23 protein-coding genes, 1 pseudogene and 1 riboswitch are annotated in these 22,013 nt (G+C 40.3%); of the genes and pseudogenes, 12 read left to right on the plus strand and 12 right to left on the minus strand.

All coding sequences use genetic code 11. From position 1 onward, the window contains the following. Nucleotides 1-41: 41 nt before the first annotated feature. A complete protein-coding gene (locus B4Z90_RS02250) occupies nucleotides 42-2,654 on the minus strand; it encodes a TonB-dependent receptor (RefSeq protein ID WP_112376103.1) in 2,613 nt (870 codons plus the stop codon). Nucleotides 2,655-3,106: 452 nt separating this feature from the next. Here B4Z90_RS02250 and B4Z90_RS02255 point away from each other — a divergent pair, with 452 nt between their 5' ends. The 12 genes from B4Z90_RS02255 (at nucleotide 3,107) to B4Z90_RS02310 (ending at nucleotide 13,745) form a co-directional block, all read left to right on the plus strand. Then, nucleotides 3,107-3,736, plus strand: coding sequence for a Crp/Fnr family transcriptional regulator (locus tag B4Z90_RS02255; protein WP_070567849.1), 630 nt, complete (start codon nucleotides 3,107-3,109; stop codon nucleotides 3,734-3,736). A 58-nt stretch (nucleotides 3,737-3,794) separates the two neighbouring features. Then, complete coding sequence (locus tag B4Z90_RS02260) at nucleotides 3,795-4,640, plus strand: NAD(P)-dependent oxidoreductase (RefSeq protein WP_112376102.1); 846 nt, start codon at nucleotides 3,795-3,797, stop codon at nucleotides 4,638-4,640. A gap of 118 nt (nucleotides 4,641-4,758) precedes the next feature. Next, complete coding sequence (locus B4Z90_RS02265; RefSeq protein WP_112376564.1) at nucleotides 4,759-5,502, plus strand: dienelactone hydrolase family protein; 744 nt, start codon at nucleotides 4,759-4,761, stop codon at nucleotides 5,500-5,502. A 33-nt stretch (nucleotides 5,503-5,535) separates the two neighbouring features. After that, on the plus strand, nucleotides 5,536-6,786 hold the full coding sequence (locus B4Z90_RS02270; RefSeq protein WP_112376101.1) for a hypothetical protein: 1,251 nt from the start codon (nucleotides 5,536-5,538) through the stop codon (nucleotides 6,784-6,786). A 102-nt stretch (nucleotides 6,787-6,888) separates the two neighbouring features. After that, on the plus strand, nucleotides 6,889-7,731 hold the full coding sequence (locus B4Z90_RS02275; RefSeq protein WP_239468836.1) for a VanW family protein: 843 nt from the start codon (nucleotides 6,889-6,891) through the stop codon (nucleotides 7,729-7,731). Between the two features lie 83 nt (nucleotides 7,732-7,814). Next, nucleotides 7,815-7,907, plus strand: a riboswitch (TPP riboswitch). A gap of 83 nt (nucleotides 7,908-7,990) precedes the next feature. Further along, entirely contained in the window at nucleotides 7,991-8,794 is an 804-nt protein-coding gene (gene thiM / locus B4Z90_RS02280) for a hydroxyethylthiazole kinase (protein WP_112376099.1), read from the plus strand. After that, a complete protein-coding gene (gene thiE, locus B4Z90_RS02285; protein WP_112376098.1) occupies nucleotides 8,784-9,416 on the plus strand; it encodes a thiamine phosphate synthase in 633 nt (210 codons plus the stop codon). Before thiM ends, thiE begins: the two co-directional genes overlap by 11 nt. Beyond that, nucleotides 9,359-10,252, plus strand: a complete 894-nt coding sequence (thiD, locus tag B4Z90_RS02290) for a bifunctional hydroxymethylpyrimidine kinase/phosphomethylpyrimidine kinase (RefSeq protein ID WP_286801317.1) — start codon at nucleotides 9,359-9,361, stop codon at nucleotides 10,250-10,252. The genes thiE and thiD overlap by 58 nt, the downstream gene beginning before the upstream one ends. Beyond that, nucleotides 10,239-10,895 carry a thiaminase II gene (gene tenA, locus B4Z90_RS02295; RefSeq protein WP_112376096.1) on the plus strand — a complete coding sequence of 219 codons (657 nt, stop codon included), beginning with the start codon at nucleotides 10,239-10,241 and terminating at the stop codon, nucleotides 10,893-10,895. The genes thiD and tenA overlap by 14 nt, the downstream gene beginning before the upstream one ends. A 252-nt stretch (nucleotides 10,896-11,147) precedes the next feature. After that, nucleotides 11,148-11,891: a GIN domain-containing protein gene (locus B4Z90_RS02300; RefSeq protein ID WP_112376095.1), complete on the plus strand. Its 744-nt coding sequence runs from the start codon at nucleotides 11,148-11,150 to the stop codon at nucleotides 11,889-11,891. A gap of 238 nt (nucleotides 11,892-12,129) precedes the next feature. Continuing rightward, nucleotides 12,130-12,654 (plus strand): DUF1572 family protein, encoded by a 525-nt coding sequence (locus tag B4Z90_RS02305; protein WP_112376094.1) that lies wholly within the window; start codon nucleotides 12,130-12,132, stop codon nucleotides 12,652-12,654. A gap of 203 nt (nucleotides 12,655-12,857) precedes the next feature. Next, complete coding sequence (locus B4Z90_RS02310; RefSeq protein ID WP_112376093.1) at nucleotides 12,858-13,745, plus strand: helix-turn-helix domain-containing protein; 888 nt, start codon at nucleotides 12,858-12,860, stop codon at nucleotides 13,743-13,745. Here the strand turns inward: B4Z90_RS02310 and B4Z90_RS02315 are convergent. From B4Z90_RS02315 to B4Z90_RS02365, 11 genes and pseudogenes are all read right to left on the minus strand, one after another. Next, nucleotides 13,742-14,416, minus strand: coding sequence for a DUF2490 domain-containing protein (locus B4Z90_RS02315; protein WP_172462496.1), 675 nt, complete (start codon nucleotides 14,414-14,416; stop codon nucleotides 13,742-13,744). The two genes, B4Z90_RS02310 and B4Z90_RS02315, sit on opposite strands and share 4 nt — an antisense overlap. Before the next feature lie 159 nt (nucleotides 14,417-14,575). Further along, nucleotides 14,576-15,466: an urea transporter gene (locus tag B4Z90_RS02320; RefSeq protein ID WP_286801323.1), complete on the minus strand. Its 891-nt coding sequence runs from the start codon at nucleotides 15,464-15,466 to the stop codon at nucleotides 14,576-14,578. A 10-nt stretch (nucleotides 15,467-15,476) separates the two neighbouring features. After that, nucleotides 15,477-16,274: an urease accessory protein UreD gene (locus tag B4Z90_RS02325; protein WP_286801325.1), complete on the minus strand. Its 798-nt coding sequence runs from the start codon at nucleotides 16,272-16,274 to the stop codon at nucleotides 15,477-15,479. A 2-nt stretch (nucleotides 16,275-16,276) separates the two neighbouring features. Beyond that, entirely contained in the window at nucleotides 16,277-16,915 is a 639-nt protein-coding gene (ureG, locus tag B4Z90_RS02330; protein WP_112376090.1) for an urease accessory protein UreG, read from the minus strand. A gap of 12 nt (nucleotides 16,916-16,927) precedes the next feature. Beyond that, nucleotides 16,928-17,617 (minus strand): urease accessory protein UreF, encoded by a 690-nt coding sequence (locus tag B4Z90_RS02335; RefSeq protein WP_070567872.1) that lies wholly within the window; start codon nucleotides 17,615-17,617, stop codon nucleotides 16,928-16,930. A gap of 41 nt (nucleotides 17,618-17,658) precedes the next feature. Then, a complete protein-coding gene (locus B4Z90_RS02340; RefSeq protein ID WP_112376089.1) occupies nucleotides 17,659-18,234 on the minus strand; it encodes an urease accessory protein UreE in 576 nt (191 codons plus the stop codon). A 3-nt stretch (nucleotides 18,235-18,237) separates the two neighbouring features. Continuing rightward, nucleotides 18,238-18,825, minus strand: a complete 588-nt coding sequence (locus tag B4Z90_RS02345) for a hypothetical protein (RefSeq protein ID WP_146753183.1) — start codon at nucleotides 18,823-18,825, stop codon at nucleotides 18,238-18,240. A 158-nt stretch (nucleotides 18,826-18,983) separates the two neighbouring features. Then, nucleotides 18,984-20,705: an urease subunit alpha gene (gene ureC / locus B4Z90_RS02350; protein WP_070567879.1), complete on the minus strand. Its 1,722-nt coding sequence runs from the start codon at nucleotides 20,703-20,705 to the stop codon at nucleotides 18,984-18,986. 65 nt (nucleotides 20,706-20,770) lie between these two features. Further along, nucleotides 20,771-21,076 (minus strand): annotated as a pseudogene (ureB, locus tag B4Z90_RS02355) (urease subunit beta); the annotation flags it as partial. Nucleotides 21,077-21,094: 18 nt separating this feature from the next. Next, a complete protein-coding gene (ureA, locus tag B4Z90_RS02360; RefSeq protein ID WP_070567883.1) occupies nucleotides 21,095-21,397 on the minus strand; it encodes an urease subunit gamma in 303 nt (100 codons plus the stop codon). Nucleotides 21,398-21,573: 176 nt separating this feature from the next. Continuing rightward, nucleotides 21,574-21,924: a hypothetical protein gene (locus B4Z90_RS02365; protein WP_070567885.1), complete on the minus strand. Its 351-nt coding sequence runs from the start codon at nucleotides 21,922-21,924 to the stop codon at nucleotides 21,574-21,576. Between the last annotated feature and the right edge of the window lie 89 nt (nucleotides 21,925-22,013).

Below are 22,013 nucleotides of genomic sequence, written 5' to 3' on the forward strand. Positions count from 1 at the left end.
ACAAAATAATTGTGGACCTTTTGTATTCGACGTAAATCTTATTAGAATGTAAATTTCACAGATGCATTCCAAGTTCTACCCTGTCCGATCAAAACAAAATTGGAAGTATCAATACCATTCCAAGTATTGTTCACATCTGTCACCAAGTTACTCGAAGTAGCTTCCGAAATATAGAACTTATTCAACACATTGTTCATGTTAACACGGAAACTCATGCTGTTCTTGTCACTTACTTTGACATTGTAAGAAAGACCGGCATCCAAAAGATTAAAAGACGGTAATTTCATATAACGTCCATAAGTTTGGCCATCTATTACTTCTCTACGATAATTCGATGCATACAAACGCTCATAATATCTGTAGTTTGCGTCAACAGACAAACCCTTAAACACTTTATATTTAGCACCAAATCCATAAGAAGTTTGCGCTGCGTTACCAACATGTTCACCGGTTAAGTTAACCTGAGAACGTCCCAATTCGACGCGGTTATCGTTACGTATAACAGAGTTTACTGCGCCATCGTATTTCCAGTCACCTATCGATAAAAACCCTGTTAGGCTTAATTTTTCGATTGGGCGGGCCTCAAAATCAACTTCTACCCCTCTATGCACCTGTTTTACACCGTAATTTGTTGTATATAAATAGGCACCTTCGACCAAAATACCAGGATCATTTGTTGGGTTGTATTTTTTCACATCATCTGCCGTCGCTAAACTCGAACTACCCGTAACACGGTTTTCCCAAGTTGTGCGGTAAACATTCACATTCACATCCAAGAATCGAGAAGCAAATTTATAACCAGCCTCTAAACCAAGGATTTTTTCATTTTCAGCATTTTCATTAATATCATTTGCAAAATTCATGAAAATATTGTTTTGATAAGGCTGACGGGAATAGTACCCCGCATTACCAAAAACACTATGATGTCCCAATGTATAACTTACACCACCCTTCGTATTGTAGCCAAAGTTGTTCACGTCTTTAGAATCCTCATTACCTGGTGTGTATTGAAAATAATCAGAACGTTTGTTTTGTTGTTCGGAAACCGATCCTTGGAAAAACGCTGTAAAGCCATTTTTCGCATATTCCAATTGACCGAACAGACCGCCATAACGGATGTATTGATTGTAATCCCAAGCTAAACGATCTTCACGCGAATCAGGTTTGCTTGAGAAAGCTTTCCAAGGATTTGTTGAGTATGTATTGGTAACCAATGGCTTATTAGGGAAATTAACATTACCGCCCAATACAACACCATTTGTATTTCCTAGTGGATCTGTCAATTTACGATAATGTGTACCCTTATAATCTCTCACATCAAAACCCACATTAAAATTCAGGGACTCTGAAAGCTTACGGTTATAATTGGAAACTATACCAAACCACTGATGATTGTTCACATCAGCAGCCAAATATTTGCCTTTGTTGTATTTATCACTTCTTAACGATTGACCGCCCCCAGCAGCTAACGACGCATAAACGACAGTTGACAAAGATGATTTATCATCGATGGTCCAATCCCAGTTCAAGTTGGCTACCGGCTTATGATAAAAGTTCTTTTGCGCATTCATCATCACGCCATTTGCATCCTTATAATTGTCGTTGTAACGTCTGCCATTAGCAAGATAGTTAGACAATTTTGAGGTATATCCTTGGTTGTGCCACTGTGGTGCACCGGTTACCATGAAGTTCAGGTTGTGCTTTTCATTTGCTTTGTATCCAACGGACAAGAAATAACTTTGTCCAGCACCTTCCGTATGATCCATATAACCGTTACCTGACCATTGCGTAAACATAGCCGAAACAGCAAAACCGTTTTTCATCAGACCGGTATTGTAACCTACTGTTGCCTTCATAAACATATCGTTACCAACAGTAGTGCGGACAAAACCACCTTCTTTCATTGCGGTAGATTGTGTCACGTAATTTACGGTACCGCCGACAGATGAAATCGCTAATTTAGATGATCCCAAACCACGTTGAATCTGCACTAAAGAAGCAATATCTGTAAGTCCCGACCAATTTGACCAATATACACTTCCATTGTCCATACCATTGATCGGCTGACCGTTCAACAAAAATGCGGTATTGGACTGATCAAAACCACGTGTTGTCATAGAAGACTCACCAAAACCTTTTGCCTGACCAGTGATATAAACCGACGGGGTATTAGCTAGTGCTGAAGTAATATCCTGTGCGCCTACCCTTTCCTCTAAATCCTGTTTACGGATCGTCGAAACGGCAATCGGCGTCTTTCTTCCCGCAGCAATATCAATAACACCATGACCAACAACAACAACCTCATCCAAATTTGTTGAAGATCCAGCCGTAAAAATTGGATTGATATTCAACGATTCCCCCGATTTCAGCATGATGTTTTCGAAAACAACAGGCGTTTCGCCAATGTAAGTTACCTCTACTTTGTAGGGGCCTCCTTCTTGAAGATTTGAAATTTGAAATTTTCCTTGGGCATCGGCTGAGCCACTTACAACTTGTCCACTTGGGATGTGGGTAATTTTAATGGTTGCTCCTTTAACCGTTTGTCCAGTAGCTTCTTTGACAACTCCTGAAACCGAACTAGTATTTGCTGTTTGACCATGAACGGCACTATAACTAGCAAAAACGAGGGCAAAAAAAAGTAAAGACTTTTTCATGTTAGATGTGATTGTTTTGTTTTTGTGGCGCAAAATTAGGAATTGATTGTCTTTTTAACTAATTTTAACAATAGGATTATCAGACCCTAGCGCTATACAAAACAAATCAGTTTTAAGCTTCTACAGAAAAACAGCTACTTCTAAAACAAAGAGGCAATAAAAAAACAGATTAAATAAAATAAATACAACACATTCATCACATTCTTAAAAAAACACTAAAAATAATCAGAATAACATTTTGTCTGTTTTGAATAAATCAAAATTTATGAATTTCACGATTTTATATGTTAGCTGCTGGATACGCCAAACACAGCACAAAAAAACCGGTCTTTCTACACATTATTTCCACCAACTTTCTTTTCCACCAACATTCTTTTCCACCAACATTCTTTTCCACCCCCAGGGGATAAAATAAGCCCGTAAATAATTAACTTTAACTAAAATAATACCGTATGTTGTCAATCCAACAAGCTTATACAGGCATTCTTGAGCCAGAGTTAATTACTGCAATAGCCAAAAACGCACACATCAAAACGTTTCATGAGGGGGATCTCATCATTGATACCAATCAATACATCAAGTCGATGCCCCTTCTCCTAGATGGAGCAATAAAAATTGTCCGGGAAGATGAAGACAAAGGCGAACTGCTGCTCTACTATTTGGAAAAAGGTCAAACCTGTACGATGTCAATAGCCTGTTGTCTCGGAAATAAAAAAAGTGAAATTCGTGCCCTCGCAGAAAAAACAACAACGGTTGCCATGATTCCAAATGAGCTTGTCAACCTTTGGATGGGAAAATACCCCTCTTGGCGAAATTTCATCATATCAAGCTATTCAAGCCGTATGGACGAAATGTTACAAGCTATTGATAGTCTAGCTTTTTCCAATATGGAAGAACGAATCATCCAATATCTGAAAGCCAAAGTAAAGCTGAACAACGACCGAATACTTACCCTTACGCATCAGGATATTGCTTCTGACCTAAACACATCCCGGGTAGTTGTCTCCCGAATTTTAAAAAAACTGGAACAGGAAGATAAAATAGTGCTCCTTCGTAACGAAATCAGGGTATTAGTGGAATGACCAAAACATTTGTATCTTTAATAGACGTAAATTTCAAGAGCTATTAATGTAATTTTAGATGAAGATAGAAAAATTAGGATTTATAGGATTAGGAAACATGGGGCACCCCATGGCTAAAAACCTGGAAAAAGCAGGATTCCCCCTTTCTGTTTATAATAGAAACCGTGCAAAAGCAGCGGGCTTTGAAGAACAATCAATGATCAGAGAAGGTATAGCCGAATTGGTCGAACATGCTGATATTGTATTCTCCATGCTCACCAATGATGAAGCTGTCAGTGAAGTATATGAAAAAATCCTTCAAGGAGATATCAAGGGCAAATTATTTGTCGATATGAGTACCATATCCCGTGAACTCACCCTGTCTATCGCATCCAAACTCAAAGAAAAAGGAGCCGCATTTATAGATGCACCTGTGGCCGGCAGTACCAAGCCCGCAGCAGAGGGCACCCTGATTATTATGGTCGGTGGTGAACAGGAGGATCTTCATCGCGCCCGGCCATACCTCGAGCAGATGGGCAAGTCGATCAAACATGTTGGCGAAAATGGCCAGGGAATTGCCGCCAAACTTGCGATCAACTATTTTCTTTCAACGATCTATCAAGGTCTCGCAGAGACGATCTTATTTTCAGATAAACTGGGAATTCAACGGAGTGATATGCTCGAAATCATCAATGATAGTGCCAGTGGCAGTGGCGCAACAAAAGTCAAAACGCCTTTACTGGTGGAAGAAAACTACAGTCCTGCTTTCGCGCTAGATCTTATGCTGAAAGATATTCGACTGGCGCAACAAGCCGGTGCCGAATATCCCCTCCTCAAGACATTACTCGATACCTACGGGAAAGCACACGACCAAGGTCTCGGACAACTCGATGTTATTGGTATTATTGAATCTATAAAGTCGTAACTTCAGGTTGACGACAGCGGAAAAAATGTACATTGAAAATTATATTTAGTTGAGATGGACTCCAAATTAGGTTCATTTCTGATCACACAAAATAATGAGCGGAACAAATTATTTACAGATGAAAACAGTTATGACACTATTGATGCTGACTATGGTCACGATGACTACGCAGGCCCAACAATTAAAACAGGTTTCTTACCAGGATGGTGAACAAAAACTCAACGGCATGGTAACCGCCAATAGGGCAAAAAAAGGCCCTGCTGTCTTAATTCTTCCTGCGTGGAAGGGAATTGACAACGAAGCGAAACAAGCGGCATTGCTTCTTGAAAAAGAAGGTTACATCGCGTTCATTGCCGACATCTACGGTGAGGGAAATATTCCTGCGGACAACACCGCAGCTTCGAAAATTGCAGGCCACTACAAGACGGACTATAAAGCTTATCAGCATCGCATCAAGCTCGCATTAGAACAACTGAAAAAAGAAGGCGCAGATCCGACAAAAATTGCGATCATTGGCTATTGCTTTGGAGGTTCAGGAGCATTAGAAGCGGCGAGAGCCAGCTTCCCCGTCAATGCCGTGATCAGTATCCACGGAGGCCTATCCAAAGCTGCCGATAGACCCAATGGTTCCATTAAAACAAAAGTACTCATTGAGCACCCTGCAGCCGATAAGAGTGTATCAAAAGAAGATTACGATGGGTTGGTCAAGGAATTAAATGAAGGAAAAGCAGACTGGCAAATAATTACCTACGCAAATTCTGGACATACGTTTACGAATCCCGAGTCAGCGGAATATAATCCCGTGATGGCCAAACGTGCCTGGGAGCACACCTTATTATTTTTGAAAGAAGTATTAAATTAAATAGCAAAGTCAACAACAGCAATATCGACCCAAATGAATTATAACGCGAAACTGCACATTTATCCGATTATCATTCAGTTGTTGATATTGCTGTTTTATAGTCCCATTGCAGCATCGCAAACAGTAAAATCGTTAACAATAGCTAGCCCTACACAGGCAGTTCTGTTTGTAACCAATGAGTCCGATAAATCAACTGATTTTATCATGCGTTTACACGAAAAAAATGCTGCTGCGATTTTCAAGCAAGTACCTTTTAGCACAACAAAGTTACTGGTCACAAAAACCGATGCAAAAAAACTTACATTTAGCGTTAAAAATCAACAATGGACCATCGATGTATTGTCATTGAAACAACGTCATGCCATGATCTTGTTTGATGGCTTAGGCAAACCCAAGATCATATACGATAGTAATACCTATCTGACAGCAGCCAAATCCATATTAAGCAACAACACACAAGTTGCGTCGAAGAATCCTTCGTCACAATATAATGCCCAACATTTCTTTGACTCCATTGCACAAGTGCAATTTATTCCATCCAGGCAATATGCAGCGGCTATTATCGCCAATACAGCTCTCCCTCTTTACTACAGTCAGCGTAAAAATCAATGTGACGGCACGTATGTCATGCAGCAGTTTTCCGATGAAAATGAGGTGGAAACTGGAGCAATTGTGACGACTGTATATGAAGAAGGCAAAGAGCTCACATCCAACAATCTTTCCGGCGGAAATAATTATTTCAGCAAAAGATGCTATAATCAGTTCGGACTTATCGACTCCATACAGTACCTTCAAAACAGCAAATGGAGCAACAGCACCATTTACCGTTATCTCCCAAACGCCATTGTTTCCTACGATCCAACATTACAAACAGCGACAATAGACCACTTGAACAGCAAACTCCAGGTTGTAAAAAGTGAATCCATTCATTTTTTATACCAACGGATAGATTGGACCATTTACAGTTATGACAAACAGAATCGCATGAGTGAAGAGCTGTCGGGCAGAAATGATCAAAGGGAAAGTCGGGTCCGTTATGCGTATAGCGATCCGAAAACAAGTGATTATATACTACGCCAAACCTTCGATCAAAATGACCAACTCACAGCGGAAATCAAGCGATCCTACCGGGCCAACGAAACAGTTGATGAATTCTACTTCAAGGGGGTATTGCAACAAAAATCAATTGTAAAAGATTTGGGAAACTGTACGTATGAAAACCTGAACTATAACGGGCATGGGAAGCTCACGGGCAAATACATACAAACAAGAAAACAGCTATAGACATAGAGCGCCCCTATACAGTAAAAACACAGGGCAAAATCAAAAAAAGCGGCAAAAGATAGATTTCTGCATTAATTTTGATAGCGATAAATAAACATCGTATTGAAAAAAAGAAAACTGATCAGTCAACAGCACCCCATACTCTATTTTTTTGCAGTATGGGTAAGAAGAATGCAGCGAAAAGCCGTCTGGCTATTTGACGACAAAAAATACAGCAAAGTTAAATCAGCTGAAAAACTTCCCTTCCGTATCAAAAAACACCAGTCTGTATTATTGAAGAAACTGGGCGAAAATAATATGCAATTGCAGATCAATAAAGTTACCAATCTGAAAATTGCTGCAGCGGAGATTAACGGCATTCTCATCAGACCGACGGAAACCTTTTCTTTCTGTAAACTCGTTGGACTGCCAACCGCAAAAAAAGGCTACTTGCCGGGCATGGAATTATCCTTCGGTGAAGCGAGAGCGGGTATTGGCGGCGGAATCTGTCAAATATCCAACCTCATTCATTGGCTTGTAATCCATAGTCCGCTTACCGTCAATGAACGTTATCATCATTCTTTTGACCCTTTTCCAGACGATGGCCGTGTATTACCATTCGGCAGTGGTGCTACGGTGTTTTATAACTATCGTGATTATCAATTCACCAACCATACACCATACACTTTCCAAATAAATCTATGGTTTACGGAGAAATGCTTAGAGGGCGAATTGCGAATAGACCAAGAACTGGATTTTGCATACCATGTCTTTGAAAAAGAACATCAATTTCTGAAAATAGACAATCAATTCTTTCGGAAAAACGAGATCTGGCGCGAGAAGTTTTTTAAATTTCAGGGTGGGAAGACTATAGAAAAAGAACTTTTGACCAAAAATTTTGCGCGTGTCACCTACACTCCCGAAAAATATATCGAAATGCGTACTGAACAAAAATCAGGATCTTAATACAGCAATGTATTCATCTAGCCTGGTCAGCTAACAGCTCTGCGTTTTTTTATATAAAAAGTCCACTTTTTTGTTTAAGTTTGATATGGCTTTGGGGGTATTCTGTATAGAATTGAGATAGTCCCTTTGAACCTGATTCGGTTTATACCGACGTAGGGAAAAGCAAACATCAACTGTACAGCAAACCTCTATACTGCACAGGCTATCTCTCTTCTTCCCGTCAAAGCCGCACGGAAACATCTTACGATAAGCAAAAAGAATGGAAGATTCAATTATCAAACTATTAGAGCAGCTGAGGCTTGAAAAACCTCTTATCCACAACATCACCAACCTGGTCGTGATGAACAATACGGCCAATGCACTTTTAGCTATAGGCGCCTCCCCTGTGATGGTACACAGCCCGTTGGAAGTGCGCGAAGTTGTCGATATTGCGCAAGCGCTGGTCATTAATATCGGCACCTTGAGTGAAGATACAGCCGAAGCTATGCTGGTTGCTACCGAACATGCCAATACCATCGGACGGCCATGGGTACTTGATCCTGTTGGTGCTGGGATATCAGCATTCCGCAATGATTTATTATCCAATCTACTGGATCTCAAACCAACCGTTATTCGTGGAAATGCATCAGAAATCATGACGCTGTACAATTTCAACCAACCGAACACAAAAGGCGTCGACAGTACGACAGATAGCAAAGATGCACTCCGGTTTGGCAAATTATTGCAGGAACAGACTGGCTCCATTATCTGCATTTCTGGAGCAATCGATTATATCCTCTCCGAACAACACCGTGTTGAGGTCTATAATGGTCATCCTTTAATGACGCAAGTCACCGGACTTGGCTGTAGTGCTACTGCGCTTATTGGTGCATTTCTAGGTGTTACAGACCAATATTTTGAAGCAGCTGTTGCCGGTGTATCCATTTTGAGCTTAGCAGGAGAACTCGCTGCCCAAACAGCAGCTGGCCCGGGCACCCTGCAATTGAATCTCTACGATGAACTCTATCAGCTCAATGCAGAACGTCTAAAATCAAAGCTCAAGATCAAACGCTATGCGCATTAATCCGCTTTTTCCCTACCCTTTATATTTGGTGATTTCTGAGCGGGACTGTTTTCCTCAAAATTGGCTCCATGTCGCCGAAGAAGCCATTACTGGTGGAGTGGATCTTATACAATTGCGCGAAAAAGCTGACGATCCGGCTACATTTTTGGATAAAGCCATCCGCTTGAAAAAAATTACTGATCATCATGGCATTCCCCTCGTAATCAATGATGCAGTAGAAATTGCCGACCAAATTGGGGCATGGGGTGTACACGTAGGGCAAAATGATTGTCAACCACTTGCTATTCGAGAAAAATATGGCGATAAATTAACCATAGGCTGGTCCATAGAGGATATGCAGCAGCTGGAAAGTCAACAAATGCGCGCCGTCGACCACCTTGGTGTAAGTCCCATTTTTTCAACGATAACAAAAGTAGATACGATTACTGAATGGGGAATTGAGGGCCTAAAGCAATTGCGTCATAAAACTGAAAAACCATTAATAGCAATCGGAAGAATGAACCTACAGAATGCTGCACATGCCTGGAACGCAGGGGCAGATTCGATTGCTGTCGTTTCGGCCATATGCCAAAGTCAAGATCCCAGAGCTGCCAGTGCACAACTAAAAGAACTATTAAAATGACAAAAGATAAAAAATACCGCGTCCCTACTGTACTCAGCATAGCAGGGTTCGATGGTAGTGGTGGAGCAGGCATACAAGCAGATACCAAAACCATATCTGCATTAGGCTGTTATGCCATGAATGTTTTAACTGCCTTACCCGTTCAAAACACACAAGGTGTTCGACGTATTTATGAAATCCCCACGACGGCCGTCCAAGACCAGCTAGATGCTATTTTTGACGATATCTATCCTGATGCAATCAAAATCGGAATGGTACACAACATTGAACTTGTGCAGCTTATCAGCACCTATTTAAAAGAATACAAAGGGCCTATAGTATTTGACCCGGTCATGGTTTCGACCAGCGGACACAAGCTCATTCACGACGATACGATTCAGGCCTGCATAGCCCTTCTTTTTCCTTTGGCAACGTTAATTACACCAAATTTAGATGAGGTGAGTGTCTTAGTAAACGAAGTTATTGACGACGTCCAAAAAATGAAAAAAGCAGGAAACGCGCTACTGACCAAAGGGTGTCAATCAGTTCTGGTGAAAGGTGGACATCTCCAAAGTCAAGAGTTAACTACCTTATTATTTCAGCACGGGAGATCTCCAATTGAATTCAGATCGCAAAAAATTAACAGCAAAAATACGCACGGATCGGGCTGTTCGCTGTCTTCTGCAATTGCCAGTCAACTGGCACAAGGCAACAGCCTAGATACTGCAGTAGATACTGCTTTGACCTATATACACGCAGCGATAGCTGCGAGCAAAGACCTGGTCATTGGCAAAGGAAATGGGCCATTAAATCACTTCCACAACCCCCTTAAACTTATTCAATATGAACTGGACTGATCATGCCTGGGAATCCATAACAGCTATTTATTCAGATATACTTGCTATGCCATTTATCATTCAGCTTAGTGATGGCAGTCTTCCTCTGGATAAATTTCAATTTTACATGCAGCAGGATGCTTTCTATTTAGAAGAATTTGGCCGTGTGCTCGCCTTTATAGGTGCAAAAAGTGCGGATAACCAACAAGCATTGGACTACTTCGAATTTGGTCGCAATGCGCTTCTTGTTGAACGGGCATTACACGAAAATTACTTTCGGGAATTTGGTTTAAGTCCTGCCGACAAGAGCAACAAAATCGAACCAACCTGCCATCATTATGTTCATTTTCTTAAAAGCGTAGCCGCTTTCGAGAGCGTTGAGATCGCTATGGCGGCAACACTCCCCTGTTTTTGGATTTATAAAGAGGTCGGCGACCATATTGTAGCCACGGCAAATACACAGGGGAATCCCTATTCCAAATGGATAGAAACCTATAGCGGTGACGACTTTGCACAGGGAGTTGTCAAGGCAAAAAACTACGTTGACAAAATTGCGGCAGAAACTACTGCAACAAATCGGGAGAAGATGCGACAAGTATTTATAACAGCTTCCCAATTAGAGTATCAGTTCTGGTTAGCAGCTTACGAACGAAGGGTATGGTAAACAAACGCAAACTGTCCGATACCGAACAGTTGATGTTCAAAAATGAGCATTAACGAAAATAGCACTCAGGAACAAAACTAGTGTTAATCAGTATTTTAAACGGATTAAAAGTTTTGGCATTACTATTATACTCTAGGTGGCAGTTAACAATAGAGCGTGTGCACAAGTGCATAAGCACATAAGAAACGATAAAAAGGGAAATTAAAATGAAACTTTCAGTAATAATAAATTTAAACTAATAACAGAAAAATAATGAAAAGAATCTTAACCATTGCCTTTATTTCATTTTTATATGTAGCTCAGGCACAAGAACGCGAAACACGCAAGATCACTGCTCCAGATGGTATTTCATCGGCAACTTCATTACGTGTAGATTATATCCACTCTAATCGCAACGAGGTTGTTGTTGAAGCAGATAATCCTGAGCATTTATCCCTTATCGAAACGACTGTAAAAAACGGCACACTCTATGTACAGTATAAAAGAAACAGTTCTGTCAGAAATGCGAGAAACAATCGCGTAATTGTTTACTCAAGCAAGATACCAACACGTTTTTCGGCATCATCCAGCAGTTCGATCTATACGGATGAAACGATTAAAGCAAACAAAATTTCTGTAGACGTATCCTCTTCCGCAAAAATATCCCTTAAAAAATTAATTGCGGATGATATAAATCTTTCAACGAGCTCTTCAAGTAAGTTAACGACAGAAGTGAGCAGTAAAAACTTGCAAGTAGCGGCAAGCAGTTCGTCTAAGCAAGAAATTGCAGGTAGCGCTTCAAATTTAAATTTGAACACCAACTCCTCAGCGTCGGTTGATATGAGCCGTTTCACGACAACAAATGCGCAAATACAAGCCAATTCGTCTGCCAATGTAACGCTCAGCGTGAAAGAAAACTTACAGGGAAATGTCTCTACGTCGGCAAGAATTGCGTTAAAAAATCAACCGAAAAATGTCCAGGTTGACAAATCAACAAGTGGCAGAGTAGTATTATAATTTTTAGTGTGGTCTTTAAAAAGACTGTTTATTTATGTTTAATGTTTAGTTAGCTAAAAGGTGATACATACCCCAGTATCACCTTTGCTTTTTTAACCGATTGTCTTTCCCTATCCTACTCAACTTCAACGGCCTCCTGTCATCAAAAGCAATTCTTTACATGGAGTCCAGATTCTAGTCATCGGGGATTCCTGGCATTTTCGTATCTTGAAAGTATAAAATCATAAACTTCAAAAGGATGGATAACTTTCTAGCGAGCTGCTTAAAGAAATTTCAATATTATAAATCACTGGGTGATAAAACATTTGATCAATTAAGTACTGAACAACTATTTTGGCAGCCAAATGATTCGAGCAACAGCATTGCACTGCTTGTGAAACATTTAAGTGGAAATATGCTTTCACGTTGGACCGATTTTCTCAGCACGGACGGAGAAAAAGATAATAGAAACCGGGATCTGGAATTTGAGAATACCTGGACAAACCGCGAGGAGCTTCTTGATCATTGGGATGCTGGATGGAACTGTCTCTTTCAAGCCATTGGATCCCTCGTAGAAGATGACCTAGAAAAAGTTATTTATATACGCAATGAAGAGCATACTGTCATGGAGGCTATTTTGCGGCAGATTGCACATTACCCCTACCACATCGGACAGATTGTTTATATCGGAAAAATATGTATCGATGAAAAATGGTCCTCTCTATCCATACCCAAAGGGGCCTCGGCATCCTATAACAAAGAGAAATTCAACAGGGAAAAATAGCCTATAAATTTCTCTGACGAGTTTTTAAAAGCTGGCAATGAAAATAGGCACTAACAGCGCCATTATACCCCATTTAACAGCCTAATTCATTGTATAAGCACAGGCAGTTTTAACACAATTTTCGCAAACTTTTAAGTATATTTGTCATACATACAACTATTTCTTTTATAAGATTTCGTTGTTAAGTACGTTGTTTTAAGACTATGAAAAATTCGATTAAGATCATCAACAATTACGAGTACAAAAAACTATTTCTACCGGATGTTTCGGAGCATAATCTGTTCAACGAGAATAAAATTCAAGTCTATCGAATCGAGAATTACTTACGCAGTATCCTGATGCCCGTTATCCCCTATCGTACAACCTTTAATTTTCTCATTTTTGTTACGAAAGGCACATTGACACAGCACCTGGAGAGTGCCTCTTATACACTGACCGAAAACCAGGTCATTAACATCAAACAAGGTAATATTACGGCTACGCTGGCAATCTCCGATGATGTAGAAGGTTTTTTTGTGGTCTATGAGAATGAAATTGTAACTGATATTGAGCTTGGTATAAACGATATTAAATTTTTCAATTCCCATCCTTTTACCACACTTAAACCCCATGTAGCGCATTGGATCCAGCAGATGCTTATCCTATTGGAAGAAGAACTTTTTACAGAAGGGCGCGTGATGGAAGTTTGCATCTCCATGATGCAGTGTGTTTTATTGAAGGTGATAAAATCGGATATAGAGACAAAAGCTCCAATGAGCAGACAGTTAGATATTGCGTTTCGTTTTCGCGAATACGTCCAAAAGTTCCATATCGATCATAAGAACGTCTTATTTTACGCTAATTTATTGCATATTTCAGAAAACTACCTCAACAAATGTGTTAAAGAGGCGACAAATAAACCGCCAAAGCAATGGATTAGTGAGATTAGTATTTTACACAGTCAGATTCTGTTGCAGGACGCTACAAGAGACATTGCCGGTATTGCTTTTGAATTGAAATTTCAGTCTCCCTCCTATTTCACCCGGCTATTCAAAAAAATCACTGGGTATTCACCCAGTGACTATAGAAAACATAAGTTTATGGCGGACTAATGCTTTTTACGGTAAGGTAGATTCCAAATTAAGTCTACGGCTAGATAATGAACCCCAAAATCTACTTTGTCATATCCCTTAATGAGATCGTTCATATAACCCAGATCCAATCGCAAAGGTGTTTTTGGAATATCTGTCATGTAATAGAAACCTAGACGGGTCTCTTTATAACCGAAACTGGACCAAGCACTGACAGGTTCGTAGAGCTTACTGATTGCAAAAAGTCCTTCCGCGCTGAGTGCCAACTCTTGCTTATTTTTAGCCGAAATCCTAAAATTCAACTGTGATTTCAGCCGGGTCCTCAATTGAAAATTCTCTTCTGTTTTCTGAAAATCAGCTGTAAAGAACTTCCGGAACTCTTGTCGTAAGGTATTTTTCCATTTCAGCCGGTCATTGAGCGTAAATGTATAGGCGTATCGCCCATATACCCTAAACTCTTGCTCGATCCCTTCATTATGGTAGGGTGCCCCCTCATCATAGATGTTTTGGCGGCGATAGCTTACAGCATAACTGTATTGCTGATTTTTGGCAAATTTATGGTAGACTTCGTGGTTTAGTACCCAAATGGCCTGTTTATGAAAAGGATTTGAATCATCGGGCGTACTTTTGGTTCCCAGACCGATGTAGGTTAGTGCCTCTTTGGTTCCCGCACTATCCAGTTTCCGGCGCAAGCCCAAAACTGATCAAGATGCGGACCTTGCTTTTCCTAATCCCGGCGGACTGACTTGTCCATAGGCGATATTTACATGAATTCCCAATAAGAGCATTATTGGGAATAGTTTTATTAAACGAGATTTAAACATACATAAAATTTTAGTTCACAAAAAGGACTAGGAAGTCCCCTCGGCTGATGAAAATTTATTCACCAACCATTTATCGATAAGTTTCAAAGGGTGCATAGCCCACATCGCAAAAACAAATGGAAAAGTCAATGTCGTCCATCCGTTGTGAATCAAAAAATGATCAAAATAGGTGGCGATAATTGTTCCGATTAGAACATATACACCATCTCTAACACGGGGGCCGCTTAGCGCGATTCCAACCAAGACCGCATTGAAACTAAAGATTCCATTATTGGTCATGTCTGCAGATTCATGGCCATGGTGTGAAATATAAATACTGATAATAACCGCAGCGAAACCGTAAAGTGCTCCCATGGGATTGCTCAGGAAAACCCCAATAAAAAAGATCAATCCAGCAATTAAACTACCTTGAAAAATAACCTGACCAAAGGCATGTCCTTCAATTAAGAAGTCATCCATTTCCTGAATATCAACAAAATGCTCGGGTACCGTCCGTAAGGCCAATTCTGGAATACTCAACACATACAATGCGATCCAGGTAATTAAGATAAATGGAAATGTAAATACCGGCAGATTCTTCTTTAATGCAAAACCCATCAATATGGTGGTCAACGCAGATCCGACGATTAAAGCTCCCCATACCCAGACGTTTGTCTGAAAATAGAAAACCAAAGCTATACCATAAAGCGTAGCATTAAATCCGAAGAGTCCATCATTGATATGATCCTCATCAAATTTCATCAACTTGGCAGTCAATACCCCAACGATATTGGCGAGGATTCCCGCAAAGCCCATGAGTGCCGAATCATAAATAATGGCGCCTATAAATAAAATACCCGTCCAAATGTTACCCTGTAACATAATTTGCCCAAATCCTTTAAAAAAAGCTTTTACAAAAGCTAGGATGTTATTTTTCATTGGAATATAATTAGTTGTTATTCAAAAATATGTTGTCCCATAATGCGCTTTGCATTTCTTTAAAAAGAAGATAAAGCTGTTCGGCACCGTAACCTAAAACGCGAACCATAAAACCGTCGTGTTGCAATTCACTAATACCAAACGCAATGTCTTTGGTTTCCCCGTATTGTTCATGGAAAGTCTCGATCCAGTCACTTGGATTCAAGCCGGCACTATTAAGGTAAATCAAAGTTCCCTGATGCGTATAGCCTTCCAAAATACCCAAGCCTTGTATAGGCATACGATCTGGCTGCAGCAATACATTATCTTTCACAACGAGCCTACCATTGACATAACATTCTGTCAGATTTTGAAAGTGATTGTACATGAACTCTTCACCAGACATTTTCCGACCACAAGTCACGATTTCACTAAGCAATAAGTGACAATTAGAGGCAAGATGTACAATGTTATGGCTCAAAAAATGAGACGAATGTTGTGGTACGACAGGATGGGGCACGTAAGAAAAAACAGCATTTTCACCGATATTCACTTCCATAGTTTGGGAAGAATGACCTTTCATATGGAATAGACGCTGGTAAGCCTGTGTTTGTAATTGCAACTTAGATCCGGGAGCAATATCCACTTGAATACGGTGGTCATCACCGTCGAGTAAGCCTGGGGATGAGCTCATGATCATCAAGTACGCGGCATTGTCTTTTTGATATTGTCCAACAGGAACGATACGAAACGGCTGTGTCGCATATGCATCTTTTAAAAAGGATTTTCCTTCGCGATGTGCTATTTTAATATCTAAAGAACAAATCATAATTAACGTAGTAAATTAGGTTCCTCAATATCTTGAAGGAGTGCGTATTTTTTAATCCAGCCCACGATCTCTTCCAAACCATCGCCAGTTTTCAGATTTGAAAACAAGAATGGAGAACCTTTACGCATTTTACGTGCATCATGCTCCATTACTTCTAAGCTTGCACCTACATAGGGTGCCAAATCTTTCTTATTGATCAATAAAAGATCAGATCTTGTAATTGCTGGACCACCTTTACGAGGCATTTTTTCACCTTCGGCAACATCAATTACGAAAATGGTAATATCGGCGAGATCAGGGCTATAGGTAGAAGTTAGGTTATCACCACCACTTTCAATCAAAATCAACTCCAAATCCGGGAAGCGGCTTGCTAGTTCTTCTACAGCTTCCAGATTCATACTCGCATCTTCCCGTATCGCCGTATGCGGGCAACCGCCGGTTTCTACGCCGATAATTCGTTCACGGGGAAGCAAACTATTTTTGGCCATATATTCCGCATCTTCCTTGGTATAAATGTCATTCGTAATTACGGCAAGATCAATTTCATTCATCAAACGTCTGCTCAATCTTTCCAATAATGCTGTTTTACCAGATCCTACTGGACCACCAACCCCTATTTTAACATATTTTCTATTTTCCATTTTAATTGTTTTTTAAGAAATATAAACTCTAGAATATAATCGTTCGTGTTGCATGCAACGGATATCAAATCCAATGTTGCATAAGCCCACTAAATTCCGTTCAACTGTTAAAGTCTCTTTACAGAGATCAAGTATATCATCATGTAAACCAAAAAGTATATCTTGGCCATCCAATTGACCTAACGGCACAAGTTTTACAGCATTGGTCACCATCGTAATAGCGGCATTATAATAAAAGCCGTGTAATGCTTCTTCTAGCGGAATTTCTAAAAGTGACGCCAACATGCCATACATCAAACAGTAATGACTATCTACTTCCTTCTTTTGGATTAATTCACCCCAGGACAGCATAAAATCCTGCTGTTGATACCGACTGAATATTTTATAAATACGTACGCCTAGTTTTTTACTGGCATCGCGAATTTCTCTTGGGCTTTTTAATGCTGTACATTCTTGATCTAGGGCGATCAATGCATCCATGTCCTGCGAAGAAGTTGCTTCATAGGCCAATTTCATCAAAGCAGCATCATTGTACTTCAGATTATACCAGAGGTTATGACGCACATAATTGTCCGCCGTAACTTTATCACAGACCAAGCCCTGTTGCACATAAGTCTCCAGTCCATTTGAATGGGTAAACCCTCCAATTGGTAATGTAGGATCTGCGAGATGGAGTAACTTGCCTAGAAATGTATTTTTCATTGACATTATTTTTTATATAAGTATATATCTTCAAGGACTTATCAGCTCCTTGCGTAATCTTCTCTATCATTGGGCATTAAAGCGATACCGGCTGTTGCCGCTTGCAAATTCACGAAGGCCTTGTCGTTGATCAAGAGCGGTATATTCTTCGTTGAAGACTTCATCTTCTGATGATGCTTGGGATCGACATTTGCATTGAGCTGACGTAAAAGTTGACGCTCGCCACGCTGCGGGTCAAATCCTTGTTTCGTTAGCCATTCGTACATTGACCGTTCATAAGGCATAAGCAATTCATTTGCCTCCACAAATAGAGGCAAATGTTTATTTCCAATTTCGCTGCTTACAAAAGCAGTTCGCAGGAAATCAATTGCCATGACACGGATGACTTCACAAGGTTTGATCGTTACCACAACAATTTTCTCTTCATCTTCGTACAAGACATCACCATCCTGCAAGCTGGATGTATTACCCAACAATTTGACGGCAATATCCATTCCCTCCGCTGTACGTAAACGTTGAATACGTTTGGTCGACTCATACCATTCAATAGCAAGCAAATCCAGACGCTTAGTGATCTGCTCCCCCTGAATATTCCTTGTGATTTCCGTGATTATCATTTTTTAATTTTTAATAAATAGATTTTTAGACAAGCCTAAACCTACTGTAGATCCATTGATTCCCGTAATAACTTCGTGATCATTGGGAATAGCAGCATCTTTACTATTTTTCTTTTTATAAGACAGTTCTGCTACTTTAGCTTTTAATGCCCAGCCTTTTCCCAAGGCGATACCCACAAGCGGGTACACTCTGAATAGATAGCCATTGTATTTACCATCTACCATAGTACCACCGGTAGCGACATGTTGATCGCCCCACAAATAATGCACATCAACCTGGCCAATTAACATAAAATGCTCACTCAGGGGCCAAGTATTGCTATAGAAAGGTCCTATTTCATGCGAATGATCCGTAAAATCCAGTGCTTTATCCTTAGCAGAATTGAACCCATAGTTTAGCCCCGCATTCATATTGTCAGTGAAAAAATAAGCAGCACCCACCGGAGCGGCACTAAATTGATGCCCAGCTGTTGTTTCGTGGTAATTCAGTGACCCATAAACCATGATACCTCCCTTTTGCGCATAGGCCGATTGTATGGTTAAGCACGCCATTGCTATACAACAGCCTAAAAATGTCTTCAAATTTTTCATTAGCGTAAATCGTATTTTAGCTTAATGAAGCATCATGAGCAATCAGTATTCCCTCTCTTTTATGCGCTTTTGATAAGCCCATGATGATTTCATCAACCTATTGTTTTTCATAGCTTATGGCGTGACATCGGATCACGCCATAAAAAGTAGTTATAGGGTTAAAACAAGAAGTATCGTTGTCCCAACGAAACTGTATCAACAGGTTTTGACCGCAAGATCTCGCCGTCAAGACTTACCTCATAATTCTCTGGATTGACGATAATTTCAGGTGTGGCATCATTGTGGATCATATCTTTTTTGGAGATATTCCGACAATTTTCTACGGCAAGTAAGGTTCTTTCTAGTTTATACTCTTCTTTAATTCCCTTTTCCAATGAAATTTTAGAGACAAAGTCAAAACAAGTTTGGTGAACGGCTTTACCTAAACCGCCAAACATGGTTCTTAAGATGATAGGTTGTGGTGTAGGAATAGAAGCATTCGCATCCCCCATTTTTGAAGCGATAATCATCCCGCCTTTAATAATCATTTCTGGTTTTGCGCCAAATAAAGCTGGACGCCAGATCACCATATCGGCAATTTTACCAGGCTCGATAGAACCAACGTACTTCGAAATACCGTGGGCAATTGCTGGATTGATCGTGTATTTCGCGACATAGCGACGTGCACGGAAATTGTCGTTGTCCTTACCTTCATCTTCAGGCAATGGACCTACTTGTTTCTTCATCTTGTCTGCAGTCTGCCAAGTACGTGTGATGACTTCACCTACACGTCCCATTGCCTGCGAATCGGAACTCATGATACTGAATACACCGCGATCTTGTAGTACATCCTCAGCTGCAATCGTTTCTGGACGGATACGAGAATCGGCAAAAGCCACGTCTTCCGGAATTTCTTTGCTCAAGTGGTGACAAACCATCAGCATATCCAAGTGCTCGTCAATTGTATTTTTTGTAAATGGACGTGTTGGATTTGTCGATGCTGGCAATACATTTGGATACATCGCAGATTTGATGATATCCGGAGCGTGCCCACCGCCAGCACCTTCCGTATGGAATGTATGGATCACGCGTCCGTTGATTGCCTGGATCGTGTCTTCCAAGAAACCCGCTTCATTCAGCGTATCGGTATGGATAGCCACCTGCACATCATATTGATCAGCAACCGTCAACGCTCTGTCGATTGTTGCTGGTGTAGCACCCCAATCTTCGTGGATTTTAACACCTAAGGCACCAGCTTCAATTTGTTCAACAATAGGTTGTTCAGTACCAACGTTTCCTTTACCAAAAAAACCAAAGTTCATTGGAAGATCTTCAACAGCTTGTAACATGCGGCGTAAATTCCATTTACCCGGTGTTACTGTAGTTGCATTTGTTCCATCCGCTGGACCTGTACCGCCCCCGATCATTGTTGTAACACCACTATATAAGGCCGTTTCAACTTGTGTTGGACTGATATAGTGGATATGGGTATCAATACCACCTGGAGTTAAGATGTATCCTGATCCACCATGCACCTCCGTAGAAGCACCGATAATCATATTTGGTGTAATATTATCCATGGTATCCGGATTTCCAGCACGACCAACACCAACAATTTTACCATCCTTAATACCAATATCACCTTTCACGATACCCCAGTGGTCAATAACAATAGCATCAGTGATCACCATATCCAGTGTACCTTCATCACGTGTATGAACGGAAGATTGGCACATCCCGTCACGCACGGTCTTACCACCGCCAAATTTGGCTTCATCGCCATAGTAAGCGTAGTCTTTTTCGACTTCAATAATGATATCTGTATCTCCTAAACGGATTTTATCTCCACTTGTAGGGCCAAAGATGGCGCTATAATTTAATTTGCTAACTTTTAAACTCATGACACTTTGTTTTTAAAGCCTTGTTCTTTTACTTTTTTCATTGCATTTGCTTTCGCAACTTCGGTTTCGGTATCTCCATTTGCCAAATCATTGTGGCCATAGATCCTTCTTGCACCTGCATACGGAACCAATTCGACCTCTTTTGATTCGCCTGGTTCAAAACGTACTGCAGTACTTGCGATAATATTTAAGCGCTTACCAAAAGCTTTCTCGCGATCAAACTCCATCATTTTGTTCACTTCAAAGAAGTGGAAATGTGAACCTACCTGAATGGGCCTATCGCCTGTATTTGTCACAGTGATGGTTGTAACTTCTCTACCTTCATTGCAGATCACATAGCCATCTGCAATAAAAAATTCTCCTGGGATCATAGATTATATTTTTAACAATTAGCGAATCGGGTTATGAACAGTAACCAGTTTTGTACCATCTGGAAATGTTGCTTCTATCTGTACATCATGAATCATTTCGGGCACACCTTCCATAACATCTTCACGTGTCAACAATGTTGCACCAAACTGCATTAAATCGGCAACAGTACGCCCGTCACGAGCAGCTTCTAAAAGTTCACTACTGATCAATGCAATAGACTCCGGATAGTTTAATTTAAGTCCTCTAGCTTTACGTTTTTTCGCTAGTTCGCCGGCAAGATGAAGCAATAGCTTCTCTGTCTCTCTAGGTAATAAATGCATATAAATATTATTTAAATTGTTGTTATTCGAATTAAAAACAAGTCACGGTGGGTACAGGTCACGACAAGGTCATACGACTTAAAAAAATCGTTCAAAATCGTGATGAATAGGACAGATTACACCCCTACACAGCGCAAGGTCTGTCTTTTCTCAACCCTTGTAAGAAATGGAAATTTTTACCCCAGAAATGGGATCTTTAAACTTTGGAAAAGAATATATTTTGGCGGAAGAATCAATCGATCCATATAAGGCCTTCTGTTATTCTGAATTTTGAGACGTACAGGATAACAGAATACAAAAAGACAAATTGAAAGCACGCCCCAATAGAGCAGCTTGCTCCATTCATCTTTGAGGTCCATCTGTTCGGTGATATCATAGACATCATGATCTTTAACCGCAGCTAACAGATTTTCCCGTTCTGACTGTCCTAAAGCTTTATCTACATGAGAAGGAAATACAGACAGACTTAGGCGGACGAGGGGTAAATGCTGAACAGTAGAATGTGATGGCATAGCTATTCCTTTCATGAGCAGGGTGCTCAAAAGAAAAACTAAAAAGATTAAACTATACCTCATTCTTGCGTTCACAATACTATTATTTGTTGTTCAAATTTACA

The sequence above is a fragment of the Sphingobacterium sp. UBA5639 genome (genome assembly GCF_002421245.1).
Lineage (GTDB): Bacteria > Bacteroidota > Bacteroidia > Sphingobacteriales > Sphingobacteriaceae > Sphingobacterium > Sphingobacterium multivorum.